Origin of the sequence: Tamlana flava (assembly GCF_041287255.1) — a bacterium.
In the GTDB taxonomy this organism is placed as follows: Bacteria; Bacteroidota; Bacteroidia; order Flavobacteriales; family Flavobacteriaceae; genus Tamlana; species Tamlana flava.
Genome location: NZ_JBGGTX010000003.1, coordinates 185,385 through 199,000 on the forward strand (window position 1 = coordinate 185,385; position 13,616 = coordinate 199,000).

Here is a 13,616-nt window from a genome sequence, read left to right on the forward strand (position 1 = left end):
TAAAATGCAAATAATGTCGATAAAAAGCATTAATCTTTATCAACCTCTGGAATATTCTTCAAAATCTCCAAGACAAATTTCCAATATTTTTGAACCGATGAAATTTGCGCGCGCTCGTCAGGTGAATGTGCCCCTTTAATGTTTGGGCCAAAACTAATCATATCCATATCGGGGTAATTTTGTCCCAGAATACCACATTCCAAACCGGCATGACAGGCTGCCACATGTGGTTTTTTACCATTTAAATCTAGGTATATTTTTTCCATGACCTTTAATATGGCCGAATTCATGTTTGGTTCCCAACCTGGATAGTCTCCAGAAAATTCTATATCACAACCTATCAATTCAAAAGTAGCCAATATCGAATTCGACAAATCTATTTTAGAGCTTTCAATCGACGAACGCGTAAGGCACTCCACTCCTAGATTTCCGTCTTTAACAAGAACCTTAGCAATGTTATTTGACGTTTCAACCAAATCTGGTATATCAGCACTCATTCGGTACACACCATTGTGAGCGGCGTACATAGCTCGTGTAAATGCTTCCTGAACATCTAAATCCATAACCATTTTTGGCCTTCTGGTTTTAGAAAGCAAGATTTCTAATTTAGGTTCAGTAGTTTTTAATTCAGATTTAATGGTTTGTATATGCAAACTCATTTCCAACAAAAAGGTTTCTTCCTGAGCCGCATCAATAGCAACTATAGCATTGCTCTCTCGCGGTATGGCATTGCGTAAACCGCCACCTTCAATTTCAGAAATTCGTAAACCAAAAAACTCATAGCTATCAAACAATAAACGGTTCATTATTTTATTGGCATTGCCCAATCCTTCATGAATCTGCATACCAGAATGCCCACCTTGAAGTCCTTTTACACCTATTTTAAAGCCAATTTTACCTTCTGGTGTTTCTTCTTGATTATATTCTCTAGTGGCCAAAACATCAATACCACCAGCACAGCCCACGCCAATTTCATCGTCTTCCTCAGTATCTAAATTCAAAAGTATTTTACCTGTAAGCAACCCAGCTTCCAAACCCATAGCCCCCGTCATGCCCGTTTCCTCATCAACAGTAAATAAGGCCTCAATTGCTGGGTGCGAAATATCGGTGCTTTCAAGAATGGCCATAATGGTTGCCACACCTAACCCATTGTCTGCCCCCAAGGTTGTTCCTTTGGCTCGAACCCAATCGCCATCAACATACATTTCAATACCTTGGGAATCAAAATCAAACTTGGTATCGCTATTTTTTTGGTGCACCATATCGAGATGCGATTGCAAAACAATGGTAGCGCGATTTTCCATGCCAGCAGTGGCCGGCTTTTTAATAATAACATTTCCCACTTCGTCCACAATAGTCACCAATCCTAAGTTTTCAGCAAAGTTTTCCATAAATTCGATAACGCGCTCCTCCTTTTTTGAAGGTCGTGGCACGGCATTTAAATCGGCAAATTTATTCCAGAGTCGTTGCGGTTCAAGTTGTCTTATTTCTGAGCTCATAGTGTTTAAAATAGTGTTTCACAAAGGTACAAAGTGAGATTATAAATATTTAATTTATTATGATTTCTTTAATAGAAATGGATTTGAATGAGACACAGAATAACAGGTTTTTTACTTATTTTTGAACATGCTGAAAAAGAAAAAAACCATACTTGCCCTGTCGTTAATTCCGCAGTATTTATTGATAAAATTACTACAGAATTCCCCTGAATTTGTAGAGCGTTTTTACAGCAATGGCATTTATTCTTTTATATCGAAAATTTCTAGATACGTTTTGGGATGGTTGCCATTTTCATTTGGTGATTTGGTTTATACCTTTGGTTCTATTTACATCATACGATGGTTTTATAAAAACAGAAAACGACTTCGAACAGATACCAGAAATTGGCTAGCTGACGTGGGAGCTGCCGTGGCTGTGATTTATTTTGCCTTTCATTTATTTTGGGGTTATAATTACTATCGGCCACCCCTACACAAAAACCTAAATTTAAATTCAGTTTATACCACCGAAGAACTTATTGAGATTACCGAAAAATTAATAGACAAGTCGAACGAACTACATTTGGAAATCACCAAAAACGACACGCTAAAAATTGACATTCCATATAGCAAAACGGATATTTTAAGTATGGCAACTATGGGTTATGACAACCTAAAAACCATTTTTCCCGATTTGGAATACCACCCAAAAAGCATAAAAAAATCCATTTATAGTTACCCATTAACCTACATGGGTTTTAGTGGGTATCTAAACCCATTAACAAACGAAGCTCAAGTTGATGGCATTATTCCAATATTTAAATTCCCTACCACAGCATCACACGAAATTGCGCACCAATTGGGTTATGCGGCAGAAAATGAGGCTAACTTTATTGGCTGTTTGGCATCCATAAAACATGATGATATTTACTTTAAATACTCTGGATACACTTTTGCACTTCGCTTTTGTTTGAATGAAATATACAACCGCGATGAATGTCTTTTTGAGGATTTAAAAGCCGACATCAACCAAGGCATTTTAAAAAATTACCAAGAAACCCGAGAGTTTTGGGAAGCTCATGAAAATCCTTTGGAACCCTTTTTTAAGCTATTTTATGGCAACTTTTTAAAGGTCAACAATCAAAGCAAAGGCATGGAAAGCTACAGTTACGTTGTGGCACTTTTGGTCAATTATTTTGGAAAAAACGCACTGTAAATAAAGTATATTTGCAAATCATGATAAAACAAATTTCCAGCGCACAAAACCCTTTTATTAAAGAACTTGTTCAATTAAAGGACAAATCCAGGGAGCGTAAAAAATCGGGCACATTTTTAATTGAGGGCGTTCGAGAAATTGAACTTGCCATAAAAGGTGGTTTTCAATTGGAAACAGTCTTATTTTTCCCTGAATTATTTACAGAAGAACAACTCAACAGCTTAACAACTAATGTCAGGTTGAGCGGAGTCGAAACCCAAATTAACAAAATAGAAGTTTCAAAAGAGGTTTACGAAAAACTGGCTTATCGCTCCACAACCGAAGGCGTTTTAGCTCTTACAAAAAGCAAAAGCCATTTGGTTGAAAATTTAGTATTTAACACAAAAAGCCCTTTAATTTTGGTGGCCGAGGAACCAGAAAAACCAGGTAACATTGGTGCATTATTACGCACCGCCGATGCCGCGCATGTTGATGCGGTAATTATTGCCAACCCCAAAACTGATTTATACAATCCTAATATCATCCGCTCCAGTGTAGGCTGCCTTTTTACCAATCAAATCGCCACGGGAACGACCGAAGAAATCATCACTTTTTTAAAGGCAAAGAACATAAATATTTTTTGTGCCGCTTTGCAGGCTTCGGTAGGTTATCACACGCAAGATTTCACAAACCCCACCGCAATAGTTGTGGGCACGGAAGCTACAGGGTTAAGTGATGTTTGGATAGAAAACGCAACCCAAAATATCATTATTCCCATGCAGGGTGAAATTGATTCTATGAATGTTTCGGTTGCTGCAGGAATTCTTATTTTTGAGGCGAAAAGACAGAGAAACTTCAAATAAACAATGACAGCCAACACCCTTTTTTACATCATCATTGCCATAATTGCTTTAAACTTTATTATCGATAAAATTTTGGACGCGTTAAACGCCAAACATTTTAAGGATGACCTTCCAAAAGAGCTGAAAGATGTTTATGACCATGATGAATACAAAAAATCACAGGAGTACAAAACAATCAAATATAAATTTGGCATTTTAACCTCAACGTTTTCAATAGTATTAACCCTTGCGTTTCTCATCCTTGATGGGTTTGAATTCGTTGATAACATGGCTAGAAGTTATAGCAATAACCCAATAATTGTTGCTTTAATGTTTTTCGGAATTATCATGATTGGGAGCGATATTCTAACCACCCCTTTTTCATATTATAGCACTTTTGTGATTGAAGAAAAATTTGGCTTTAACAAAACCACTTTAAACACTTTTATACTCGACAAAATAAAAGGTTGGTTGATGATGATCATAATTGGCGGTGGCATTTTAGCACTCATCATTTGGTTTTACCAAGTTACGGGCACCAGTTTTTGGCTTTATGCATGGGGCTTGGTTGCTGTATTTACGTTATTTATGAACATGTTTTATTCTAAACTAGTTGTGCCATTGTTCAACAAACAAACGCCTTTGGAAGAAGGAACTTTGCGCGATAAAATTTCGGCCTATGCCAAAACGGTTGGGTTTAAACTCGATAAAATTTTTGTGATTGATGGCTCTAAAAGAAGCACCAAGGCCAATGCCTATTTTTCGGGATTTGGCAGTGAAAAACGGGTAACCCTTTATGATACATTAATAAATGATTTAGACGATGAAGAAATTGTTGCGGTATTGGCGCATGAAGTTGGACATTATAAAAAGAAACACATTATTTTTAACCTAATCGTCTCAATTTTGATGACAGGGTTTATGCTTTATGTGTTGTCACTTTTTATTTCCAACCCTATGTTATCTAATGCCTTGGGCGTTGATCAACCAAGTTTCCATATTGGGTTGGTTGCTTTTGCTTTGCTGTACGCACCAATTTCTGAAATTACCGGGTTAATTATGAATCTATTTTCCAGAAAATTTGAATACCAAGCAGACGATTATGCCAAAAACACTTATAAAGGCGAGCCACTTATCACCTCATTAAAAAAGCTGTCCAAAAATAGTTTGAGCAATTTAACGCCACATCCTGCTTATGTTTTTATGCATTATTCGCACCCTACTTTATTGCAGCGAATCAAGAATTTACGGAAGTAATTCTTTTAAAACGAATATCCATTCCAACTTGTAGAGAAATAACTACTCGTTATTTAATTGATACTTATAGGTTTCAATATTAGCCTTTGTTTCGTCATCCAATTCAGGCTCTTTTATATCAGCATAGGCCATTAAGGCATCATGCATGATTTTCGCCACCAAGTAACGGGCCGTGGGTTTATCGTCAGCCGGAATGACGTACCAGGGAGCATGCGGTTTGGATGTTCTATTAATGGCATCTTCGTAACAGTCTTGATACTTGCTCCAAAGTTTACGCTCCTTTAAATCACCCGCCGAAAACTTCCAGTTCTTTTCCTGTTTTCTTAAACGACGTAGCAATCGGTTTTTTTGCTCTTCTTTTGAAAGGTTTAAAAAGAACTTAAAGATAACAGTGCCATTTTCGGCCAAATGTTTCTCAAAGCTATTGATTTGCTCAAAACGTTTATCCCAAAATGCGTCATCAATATCCTCCACTGAATTGACCGTAGGAATGCCTTCACCCAAAATATAATTAGGATGCACCCGCGTTACCAACACATTTTCGTAATGCGTTCGGTTAAATACACCAAACTTACCCCGTTCGGGCAGGGCAAGGTAATGTCGCCACAAATAATCATGCCCAAGTTCTTGCTCAGTGGGCACTTTAAAACTATGTACTTGAACGCCTCTAACGTTAAAATCCTTAAAAACCTCACGTATTAAGCTATCCTTTCCTGCGGTGTCCATACCTTGTAAACAAACCAAAACCGAATATTTATCATGCGCATACATGATATTTTGCCAATCTCCCAACTTTTTTCTGATGGACTTTAATTCCTTCTTAGCATCATCAATGACCTCGTTGGTTTCCGTGTTTTTTAGCTTAATTGGAGAGGTGACTTTATACGTGTTCATGTTTAAAATTTTATATGGATTTAAAGATAAAAAATGCTATTGATTATAAAATGAAAATTCTTGTTTTCATCGATAAACGGTTGGGCATTAACCAGATTTCGATGAACAGCACACTATTTTCTTCTGTTTTTTATACATTCGCCATACCTATTTATGTAATCAACCCTAAAACCATGAAACATTTTAGCCTTATTTTATGCTTAATTACGTCTTTATTCATTAATGCACAAAACAGTTGTGACCAAGCCAGCGCCTATTTGGTGAATGCTTATTCGCACGTTAAAGATGCCTACGATTCAAACAACATTAGCCACTTGCAATATTATACAAACCGCTCAATGGAGTCTTTTAAACTTTCCAAAGAAAACCTTGTGAACTGTGGCTGCCTGAAGTCATTAGACTTAGCTAATAAAGGCATAGATCTATTGGCGAAAGTTGAACACGTTAAAACTTATGAAGATGGGCGTTTTTACGTGAAGCGTGCCAAAGAAATTGCAAAAGAAAGTATTATTGAACTCGATAAGTTCACAGCTTCTTCATATAAAAACGAACCACTTACTTCATTGGAACTTGAACAAGAACAGTTAAGACAACAACAATTGGCTTTGAAACAAAAAGAAGAAGAAATAAAGCGAAAACTTGCAGACCAAGAATTAAAATCTGCTCAGTTAAAAAGGGTAAAGCTTATTAATGACTATAAAACGGCTTTAGCTTCCAACATTAAGTCTTACAACGATGTTTTGGATATTTGCAACTGTAGCCATAACCAATTAAGCTACAGTGAAGCTGAAAATGAAATATCATCCAAAAGCATTGAGGAAATTAAAACCCACTACATAGCCAATATAAGGGAAATTACGGCTACATATTTAAGCACATTAAGTTCCTGCACAAGCAATTAAAAGGCTAAGATTTAATTCGAATAACGGAAAAAGAATAAGCTGGCATTTTATATTCAAAAGTATCAGATATACTTATTTTTGAAACTTTTGGCTTTTGGTTTTCGTCATTGGGTTCTCCTCTTAGAACACTCAAAACGGCATCCTGATTATCAAGGCCCAAATCTTTTAAATTTATGGTTGAGTTCACTTCAACAGGAAGCACATTCACCAATTTTATAATCAAATCGCCACTTGCCGCATCTATTACAACCGAAGATGCTACACGTTGCTTCACTTTTTTATCTTGGTTAGATATTTTTATTTTACTTGGAATATAGGTTTCGCCCGAGTTATTTCCGTAAAGCTGTTGCACATAATAATCAACCGTAAGATTAACATCGGTGTTAGTAAAATAAATCAAATCTGGAGTCCATTGAGTATACCCTTTTTTTGCCAATAGCGGTGCAAACGATGTCATACTAACCACATCGGCATTTCGCTCAATAGATGTTAAATATAGGGCTTCACAAAGTGCTGTTTGTATATTCATTCTTCTGTTTGGAACATGAGTAGCGTATTCCCCTAAATAAACTTTGGATTTGCTTCTATCGTACAAATCATAAAAATCCTGATTATTGATAAACCATCCCGGTGTTTGGTAATAATGCTCATCTACCATTGGAATTTGCAATCTTTCAGCCAAATCCCAACCTTCTTCGTAATCGGTTCCCATGTAAAACGGGCCAACCGTTCCAATTACCGTTATTTCTGGGTGCTTTTCCTTAACGGCATTAAAAATCATCGTAAAGCGTTCTTCAAAAACATCGGTAATCAAATCTTCGTTACCAATGCCCACATATTTTAAATTGAAGGGTTCTGGGTGCCCAGCTTTAGCACGAACTTTTCCCCATTTGGTGTTTTTATCACCATTTGCCCATTCAATTAAATCCAAAACATCTTGCACATAATCGTCCATATCTTCCATAGGAATACCGCATTGTTGACCATGGCCTCCCGTTGATGAATTTTGACAAGGCACACCTGCTGCCAGAACGGGGACAGGTTCTGCATTGATGTCTTCACAAAACTGAAAATACTCGAAATACCCCAAGCCAACGGTTTGATGGTATCACCAAATATTGGGCTGCGGTACACGTTCTTCCAAATCGCCAATGGTATTTTTCCATTTGTATATATTGTCAATCCCGTCGCCATGGGCCACACAACCACCCGGAAAACGCACAAATTTCGGGTTTAAATCGGCAATGGTTTGCGCCAAATCTGCACGCAAGCCATTCTTTCTTTTTTTAAATGTGCTTTGAGGAAAAAGAGAAATCATATCCAAGGCCAGCTTTCCTCTAGCACTAGGAACAACTTCCAATTGAGCATTTATTGCTGTTGATTTAACTTTGATAACAGATTGGTATTTTTTCCAATCTTTGTCAATATTTTTAATTGAAGTTTCGCCGATAACTTTTCCGCTTTCATCTTTTATTTTAACTAACAAATTTTGTTTTGAATCGCCGAAGTTTTTGGCAAAAAGTGAAACATCATATTTCTCACCTTGTTTAACAGGAATACCTTCATATCCTTCGTTTATCAACCCACTTCCCGTTTTTTTGACATCGAGTATAGCGTAGTGTGGATTATTTTTATGAATTGGCGATGTCGTTTCAATGGATAATTCTACAGCTTCCGAATTTACCGACCATGCTTTAGTGCTCGTCCAAGTAGAATCCCTAAATTTTGTATCGGAAACATGATACTCAAAATCACGATTTTGGATTAATTCGGCATATAGACCTCCATCTGCAGCATAGTTAATGTCTTCAAAGAAAACACCAATCAAAAGATTGCTTATTTCTTTACCATTTTCTGGCCGTAAAGTTATGTCGGCATCTAAAGGTTTTAAATCCTTAAAACGTTGAGGGTCGTCGTTTAAACTTTCGTTCCTTTCATTGTTATGGAATTGTACCCATTCTTCATGTTTTATAAGCTGGGCAACCAAATTCCATGCAACTTTGTAAACAACCCCTTTTTCCTCTTTTCCGTTTAAAATGATTTCAACTCGTTCATTTTTTCTATCTGATAATGCAATTTTTTTGGTTTCTGAGTAATTCTTAAAATCGGTAGTGGTGGTTTGATATGCTTCTTGGGTTGAATTTTCAACTGTGTTGCTCAACCATGAAATCACAAAATTTTCTTCTGAAGCATCGTAATAAACTTCAGGCTCCTTAAAGTTTCCAAAATCCATAACTTGCGGATAAGATTGTCGTTCCCACTCATATAAATTCTTCGATGCCGCATGTGCAAAAACATTAACCTCATCATTTAAACTCCATATGCAGTGCCATGCGTCTTCATTGTCCTGAAACAAATATGGGTCGTACATCCTCTTTTGTGAGCCCCAACTTCCAAAATCCGAAAATAAAAAGGTATGGTTTGTTCCAATTTCATGCCAGTTCTCCTTATCTACGCTCCAAGCTAGGTTTAATCCACTTCTACCATCATTGGTTGAATAAGCAAAAAGATACACTCCGCCCGGGTCTTCATTTAAATTATTAGCTGAAGCGAAGGTTGCTTGAATCAGAAAAAGCAATAGGTAAATATGACTTTTAATTTTCATAATGTTATGGATTATAAGGTTTGACGAGAACCAATTTGTCGCCAGATAAATCAACTTCAAAGAAATGCGGAATTCTAATGGTTCTGCCATCAACTTTTTTATGGCTATGAACACCCATTAACTGCTTACCGTCAAAGGTTTTAAACAACATACCATGACCGAAATTCGGAGGTGTTATGGGTTCTTTTTCCTGAATCCATGGACCATCTAAAGTACCACTTTCAGAATACGCTACGCCCTGGGTGTAAACATCATAAACCCAACTTGTCCATAACATCCCTAGTCGGCCCGTTCCTGTTTTAAACAAAAATGGGCCATCGGTAACCTTATTGGGTTTAACATTTCCATCGGCATCCTTTTCTTTGCTCCAAGGCGAATCGCTAGCTTTAAAAAGTAATTCTCCTTTACCAAAGGAGCCACTTAAATCAGGTTTCAGCTCAATTTTTTCGATGGTACCGTTTCCATTTTGCAACCACTCATAACAGTAAACCATGTAAGGTTTTCCGTTGGTGTCTATCCAAAATGTGCCATCAAGTGTTGGCATATCAGCAGGCAAATAAGTTTTATCCTCCATAGGTACATAAGGGCCATAAGGGTTTTTAGAAACCAAGACATGGCTTGCCCGTCGCTCTATAATATTCCCAGCTACGGTATCAATTTTCACTTTTCTGTTCGTGAATGTGGCAAAATAGTAGTATTTGCTTTTGAAATGATGAAGTTCGGCAGCCCAAATCATTGGCTTTGGTCCCATCCAAGAATTTGGGTCGGTTTCCGCAACTGTGTAAGGACCCTCCCAAAGTTTTAAATCTTTACTTTTCCAAAGTTTTCCGCCTGTACCCGTCATGTAGTACGTTTGTGTTGCTTTGTCTGCTAAAATATAGGGATCGCTAAGGCGAATGGAATCTAGTGCAATGTTCTTTTTAACTTGGCCTTCACCTTGTGATTTACAAGACATGAAACAAAACACAGAAACAAGCATCAATAAGGTTCTCATAGCTTTTAGTTTAATTTGACAGAAGGAAAGGAATTTCCACTACTTATTCTAAATTAGTTAGTTTGTTGATATTTTTAATACTTAAAACCCTCACTTTCGAGGATTCATTTTCTGCCAATCCTTCTCCATCAACTTGGGTGACGTTTTGAAGAAAGATGTTTAATTCCTTTTTGGAATTCCAAAGTAAAATATCATAATTTGGTTCCCATTGACCAACGGAATCGTCAGTTAAATCTATTACGTTCCACAGTTCATTTTTTAATGATGCATATGCCAAAGACACCCTGTTTTGGCGCTCTTCATCTCTAAATACTATTGAAACTAATTTATCATCTTTAACATCACTAACCAAAATGGAAGGACGTGAAATAGGGATTCTTTTAGTCCCTCCACCGCCCAAAACAAAGGAGGTTTTTCTGAAAGCGGTGTTTAATCTTTTCCAAACACCTTGCCCTAAATAGACTATTTGAAATTGTGGAATTTTGTTTTCATCATTCCAGTAATTCACAATATACGGTTTTCCAAAATCATCAGCAGTGATCGAGGTTTGATTGATAAGATTTGTATTTTGAGGAATTTTCCATGCATATTCGGCAGAAGCCAAAGTTATTGGCAAATTATATTTTTCACCAGTAGATTTTTCCCAGGTTACACCAGCATCTTTAGACCGTGCATAGGCCAAATCATGGTTCGTTTCCACACCCCAAGTTTCTCGCCAAACCCACGACAAATGAATTACACCCGTTCTATCTATGCAAGCCTGCCAATAGGCACTTCGCTTATCTTCACCATCAATTAAATTATTTTGAAGCTGTGTCCACTTTTTTGATGAAATATCATACGAATTAATGACCAAATTACCCCTGCCAGATTCACCAGAGCGATAAAAAAACAACAGATTGCCATTGGGCAAATTATAAAATTCTGGATAAGTTACCCTATCTTCCTGTTCACCTGTCATGATCAATTCTTCACCCAGGCCCAAGCTCAAAGGCTTCTTGCTTTTGGCATAACGTAATTTGGTGTTGTGATGGTCCCAACTTACATGTAAAAATCCGTCGCCATCAACGGCAATGCTGACGCTGTTGTGGGCATCTTTCGTGTTACCTTTATATTGTGTTTTATAAGTTTCCCAGATGTTTGAATCAAGCTTACGCTTTCCCAAAACCACATAACCATGAGCATCATAATACGCAATGAACTGATGCTTATTAAAGGTGGTAATAGCGTTTTTTCGAAACTTAACCGTATTTATAGAATTACTGCTCCAACCGTCACCAACTTCTGAAATAATTACATTGCTTCTACACGAGCTCAGGCTCATGCAAACAAAAACAAACATTAAAACGTTTTTGAGAAAGCTTATGGGTTGAAGTTTTGAATGGATTTTTAATTTCACAGAGAACTTTAGATTTACCTTATTTTGAAGCAAAAAGTTTAACATCTTGCTCACTTACTTCTGCACCACCCAAAATAATTAAGCGTTCAACCACGTTTCGGAGTTCTCTAATATTTCCCGTCCAGTCGTACTCCTGAAGCAATTTTATGGCCTTCTCGGAAAATACTTTTTTGGAATTTCCTTGTTCTGAAGCTATTTTTTCAGCAAAATGGTCGACCAACAACGGAATATCATCACGTCTTTCATTCAATGAAGGCACCTGCACCAAAATAACCGCAAGCCTATGGTACAAATCTTCACGGAATTTACCGTCTTCTATTTCCTTTTTTAAATTTTTGTTGGTGGCGGCAATAATCCGTACATCAACCTTAATATCTTTATCGCTCCCAACACGTTGAATTTTGTTTTCCTGTAACGCACGGAGCACTTTAGCTTGTGCCGAAAGACTCATATCACCAATTTCATCCAGAAAAATAGTGCCGCCATTGGCTGCTTCAAATTTTCCTGCTCTATCTTTTGCCGCACTGGTAAACGCCCCTTTTACATGACCAAACAATTCACTTTCAATCAATTCTGATGGGATGGCTGCACAGTTCACCTCAATTAAATTGGCTTTGGCACGCTCGCTCTTTTCGTGCAACCAATGCGCTACCAATTCTTTTCCTGTTCCGTTTGGTCCTGTAATCAAAACTCGGGCATCGGTTGGCGCCACTTTATCAATAATATCCTTGATTTGTGAAATGGCATCGCTTTCACCAATCATCTCATATTTCTTACTGACCTTTTTTTTGAGAATCTTGTTTTCAACAACCAATTCCTTTCTGTCCAAAGCATTGCGAACAGTGTTTAAAAGTCGGTTTAAATCTGGTGGTTTTGAAATGTAGTCAAAAGCCCCAATACGCATAGTATTAACAGCGGTATCCAAATCGCCATGACCAGAAATCATAACAATTGGGATTTCGGGTTTCAGTTTTTTAACGGCTTCCAATACCTCAACGCCATCCATTTTTGGCATTTTTATATCGCAGAGTACCAAGTCATAGTCTTCATTTTTAATTTTTTCTAAACCTTGCAAGCCATCTTCAGCTTCTTCAACTTGGTAGGCATCATTTTCTTCTGAAAGGATTTTTAAAAGTACTCTTCTAATGGCTGCCTCGTCTTCTATTACTAGTATTTTTGACATAGTTATATTTTAAATTTAAGTCCCGTTCTTAAATAAAACGCATTCACGTCGTCTAATTTAAAAATTTCATTACGATCTTTATTTCTTAACACGTTGTTTAGCCTAAACGTATAACCAGAATATAAATAGGCTACTAAATGTTTGGTAAAGCAATATTCATACCCAAATCCTGCGACCGCTACAGAAAGTGAAATATGGTCTACATTTTGACCGTTTATTATTATAGGTTCTTGCAGATGGGCCAAATAACCATCTAACGCTATAAAGGTCTGAACATTATTTTTTTCATTAAACGTATATTTTAAATTCGATTTGGGTACACCGGCGTTAAAACTCCAGTTTTCATTTATCTTTCTAAAATAGCTCACAAAAGGCAATGGGAACGGCACACCTGTTGTGGCATTATATGTTAGACCCAATACTAAACGATATGGCTTATTTATATTTTCATCTTTAGTTCCGTCTGTAATAAAGAACATTCCACCATTCATAAAATAATCATCGGAATTTAACTGAGACGTGAGCGTGGATGCTATTCTTGGATTAAATTTTACACCAAATCTCCATCTTTCATTCCATTTAAACGTATAACCCAAACTTAAATCTATAACATGAATCTTATCCAAACTGGAAGTATTAAAAGGATATTGGTCTTCTAAATTCAACAAAATACGGTTGTACTCCCCGCCAACAACAAGGTAAGCATCATTTTTAACCTTAATGGGATAATTTAAAATAGCTCGAAGTCGCGTGTATTGGTCTTCGGAGTTGCTTTTTGGAATAAAGGAATACTCGAATCGGGCTAAATCGGTGAGTTGCGCTTGAGCAAATTGGCACATTAAAACAATGCATACCGATAGGCCAAAA

General features: G+C 37.0%; 11 protein-coding genes and 1 pseudogene. 4 read left to right on the plus strand and 8 right to left on the minus strand.

The annotated features are described in order from the left end of the window. Positions 1-29: 29 nt before the first annotated feature. Positions 30-1,499 (minus strand): aminoacyl-histidine dipeptidase, encoded by a 1,470-nt coding sequence (locus ACB104_RS09880; RefSeq protein WP_370478328.1) that lies wholly within the window; start codon positions 1,497-1,499, stop codon positions 30-32. A gap of 127 nt (positions 1,500-1,626) precedes the next feature. On the opposite strand from ACB104_RS09880, the gene ACB104_RS09885 reads away from it, so the two are divergent. From ACB104_RS09885 to ACB104_RS09895, 3 genes are read left to right on the plus strand one after another with little or no spacing between them, the layout of a single operon-like run. Continuing rightward, a complete protein-coding gene (locus tag ACB104_RS09885) occupies positions 1,627-2,694 on the plus strand; it encodes a DUF3810 domain-containing protein (RefSeq protein WP_370478330.1) in 1,068 nt (355 codons plus the stop codon). A 23-nt stretch (positions 2,695-2,717) separates the two neighbouring features. After that, positions 2,718-3,536, plus strand: coding sequence for a TrmH family RNA methyltransferase (locus ACB104_RS09890; protein ID WP_370479088.1), 819 nt, complete (start codon positions 2,718-2,720; stop codon positions 3,534-3,536). Between the two features lie 3 nt (positions 3,537-3,539). Continuing rightward, positions 3,540-4,772 carry a M48 family metallopeptidase gene (locus ACB104_RS09895; RefSeq protein WP_370478332.1) on the plus strand — a complete coding sequence of 411 codons (1,233 nt, stop codon included), beginning with the start codon at positions 3,540-3,542 and terminating at the stop codon, positions 4,770-4,772. Positions 4,773-4,814: 42 nt separating this feature from the next. Here ACB104_RS09895 and ACB104_RS09900 read toward each other — a convergent pair whose 3' ends face one another. Further along, the gene (locus ACB104_RS09900) at positions 4,815-5,666 is read right to left on the minus strand and encodes a PPK2 family polyphosphate kinase (protein ID WP_370478334.1); all 852 of its coding nucleotides are present in this window, start codon (positions 5,664-5,666) and stop codon (positions 4,815-4,817) included. Positions 5,667-5,680: 14 nt separating this feature from the next. Between ACB104_RS09900 and ACB104_RS09905 the strand changes: the two genes are divergently transcribed. Beyond that, positions 5,681-6,568, plus strand: a complete 888-nt coding sequence (locus tag ACB104_RS09905) for a hypothetical protein (RefSeq protein WP_370478336.1) — start codon at positions 5,681-5,683, stop codon at positions 6,566-6,568. Between the two features lie 4 nt (positions 6,569-6,572). Here the strand turns inward: ACB104_RS09905 and ACB104_RS16080 are convergent, their stop codons facing one another. The 6 genes and pseudogenes from ACB104_RS16080 to ACB104_RS09935 all read right to left on the minus strand — a co-directional run bounded on the left by ACB104_RS16080 (position 6,573) and on the right by ACB104_RS09935 (position 13,588). Next, complete coding sequence (locus ACB104_RS16080) at positions 6,573-7,163, minus strand: alpha-L-arabinofuranosidase C-terminal domain-containing protein (RefSeq protein ID WP_502267023.1); 591 nt, start codon at positions 7,161-7,163, stop codon at positions 6,573-6,575. Then, positions 7,164-9,263: pseudogene (locus tag ACB104_RS16075) on the minus strand (alpha-L-arabinofuranosidase family protein); the annotation flags it as partial. Then, positions 9,178-10,167: a glycoside hydrolase family 43 protein gene (locus ACB104_RS09920; RefSeq protein WP_370478341.1), complete on the minus strand. Its 990-nt coding sequence runs from the start codon at positions 10,165-10,167 to the stop codon at positions 9,178-9,180. The pseudogene ACB104_RS16075 and the gene ACB104_RS09920, both read right to left, overlap by 86 nt. Positions 10,168-10,210: 43 nt before the next feature. After that, the gene (locus ACB104_RS09925; RefSeq protein WP_370478342.1) at positions 10,211-11,509 is read right to left on the minus strand and encodes a BNR repeat-containing protein; all 1,299 of its coding nucleotides are present in this window, start codon (positions 11,507-11,509) and stop codon (positions 10,211-10,213) included. 76 nt (positions 11,510-11,585) lie between these two features. Beyond that, the gene (locus tag ACB104_RS09930) at positions 11,586-12,749 is read right to left on the minus strand and encodes a sigma-54-dependent transcriptional regulator (protein WP_370478344.1); all 1,164 of its coding nucleotides are present in this window, start codon (positions 12,747-12,749) and stop codon (positions 11,586-11,588) included. A 2-nt stretch (positions 12,750-12,751) separates the two neighbouring features. Beyond that, a complete protein-coding gene (locus tag ACB104_RS09935; protein WP_370478346.1) occupies positions 12,752-13,588 on the minus strand; it encodes a DUF6268 family outer membrane beta-barrel protein in 837 nt (278 codons plus the stop codon). Positions 13,589-13,616 lie beyond the last annotated feature (28 nt).

What these genes read in the sequence shown, in the direction of transcription:
- ACB104_RS09880 (WP_370478328.1), bottom strand. Translation starts at nt 1,499, where the DNA reads ATGAGCTCAGAAATAAGACAACTTGAACCGCAACGACTCTGGAATAAA.
- ACB104_RS09885 (WP_370478330.1), top strand. Translation starts at nt 1,627, where the DNA reads ATGCTGAAAAAGAAAAAAACCATACTTGCCCTGTCGTTAATTCCGCAG.
- ACB104_RS09895 (WP_370478332.1), top strand. Translation starts at nt 3,540, where the DNA reads ATGACAGCCAACACCCTTTTTTACATCATCATTGCCATAATTGCTTTA.
- ACB104_RS09900 (WP_370478334.1), bottom strand. Translation starts at nt 5,666, where the DNA reads ATGAACACGTATAAAGTCACCTCTCCAATTAAGCTAAAAAACACGGAA.
- ACB104_RS09905 (WP_370478336.1), top strand. Translation starts at nt 5,681, where the DNA reads ATGGATTTAAAGATAAAAAATGCTATTGATTATAAAATGAAAATTCTT.
- ACB104_RS09920 (WP_370478341.1), bottom strand. Translation starts at nt 10,167, where the DNA reads ATGAGAACCTTATTGATGCTTGTTTCTGTGTTTTGTTTCATGTCTTGT.
- ACB104_RS09925 (WP_370478342.1), bottom strand. Translation starts at nt 11,509, where the DNA reads ATGTTTGTTTTTGTTTGCATGAGCCTGAGCTCGTGTAGAAGCAATGTA.
- ACB104_RS09930 (WP_370478344.1), bottom strand. Translation starts at nt 12,749, where the DNA reads ATGTCAAAAATACTAGTAATAGAAGACGAGGCAGCCATTAGAAGAGTA.
- ACB104_RS09935 (WP_370478346.1), bottom strand. Translation starts at nt 13,588, where the DNA reads ATGTGCCAATTTGCTCAAGCGCAACTCACCGATTTAGCCCGATTCGAG.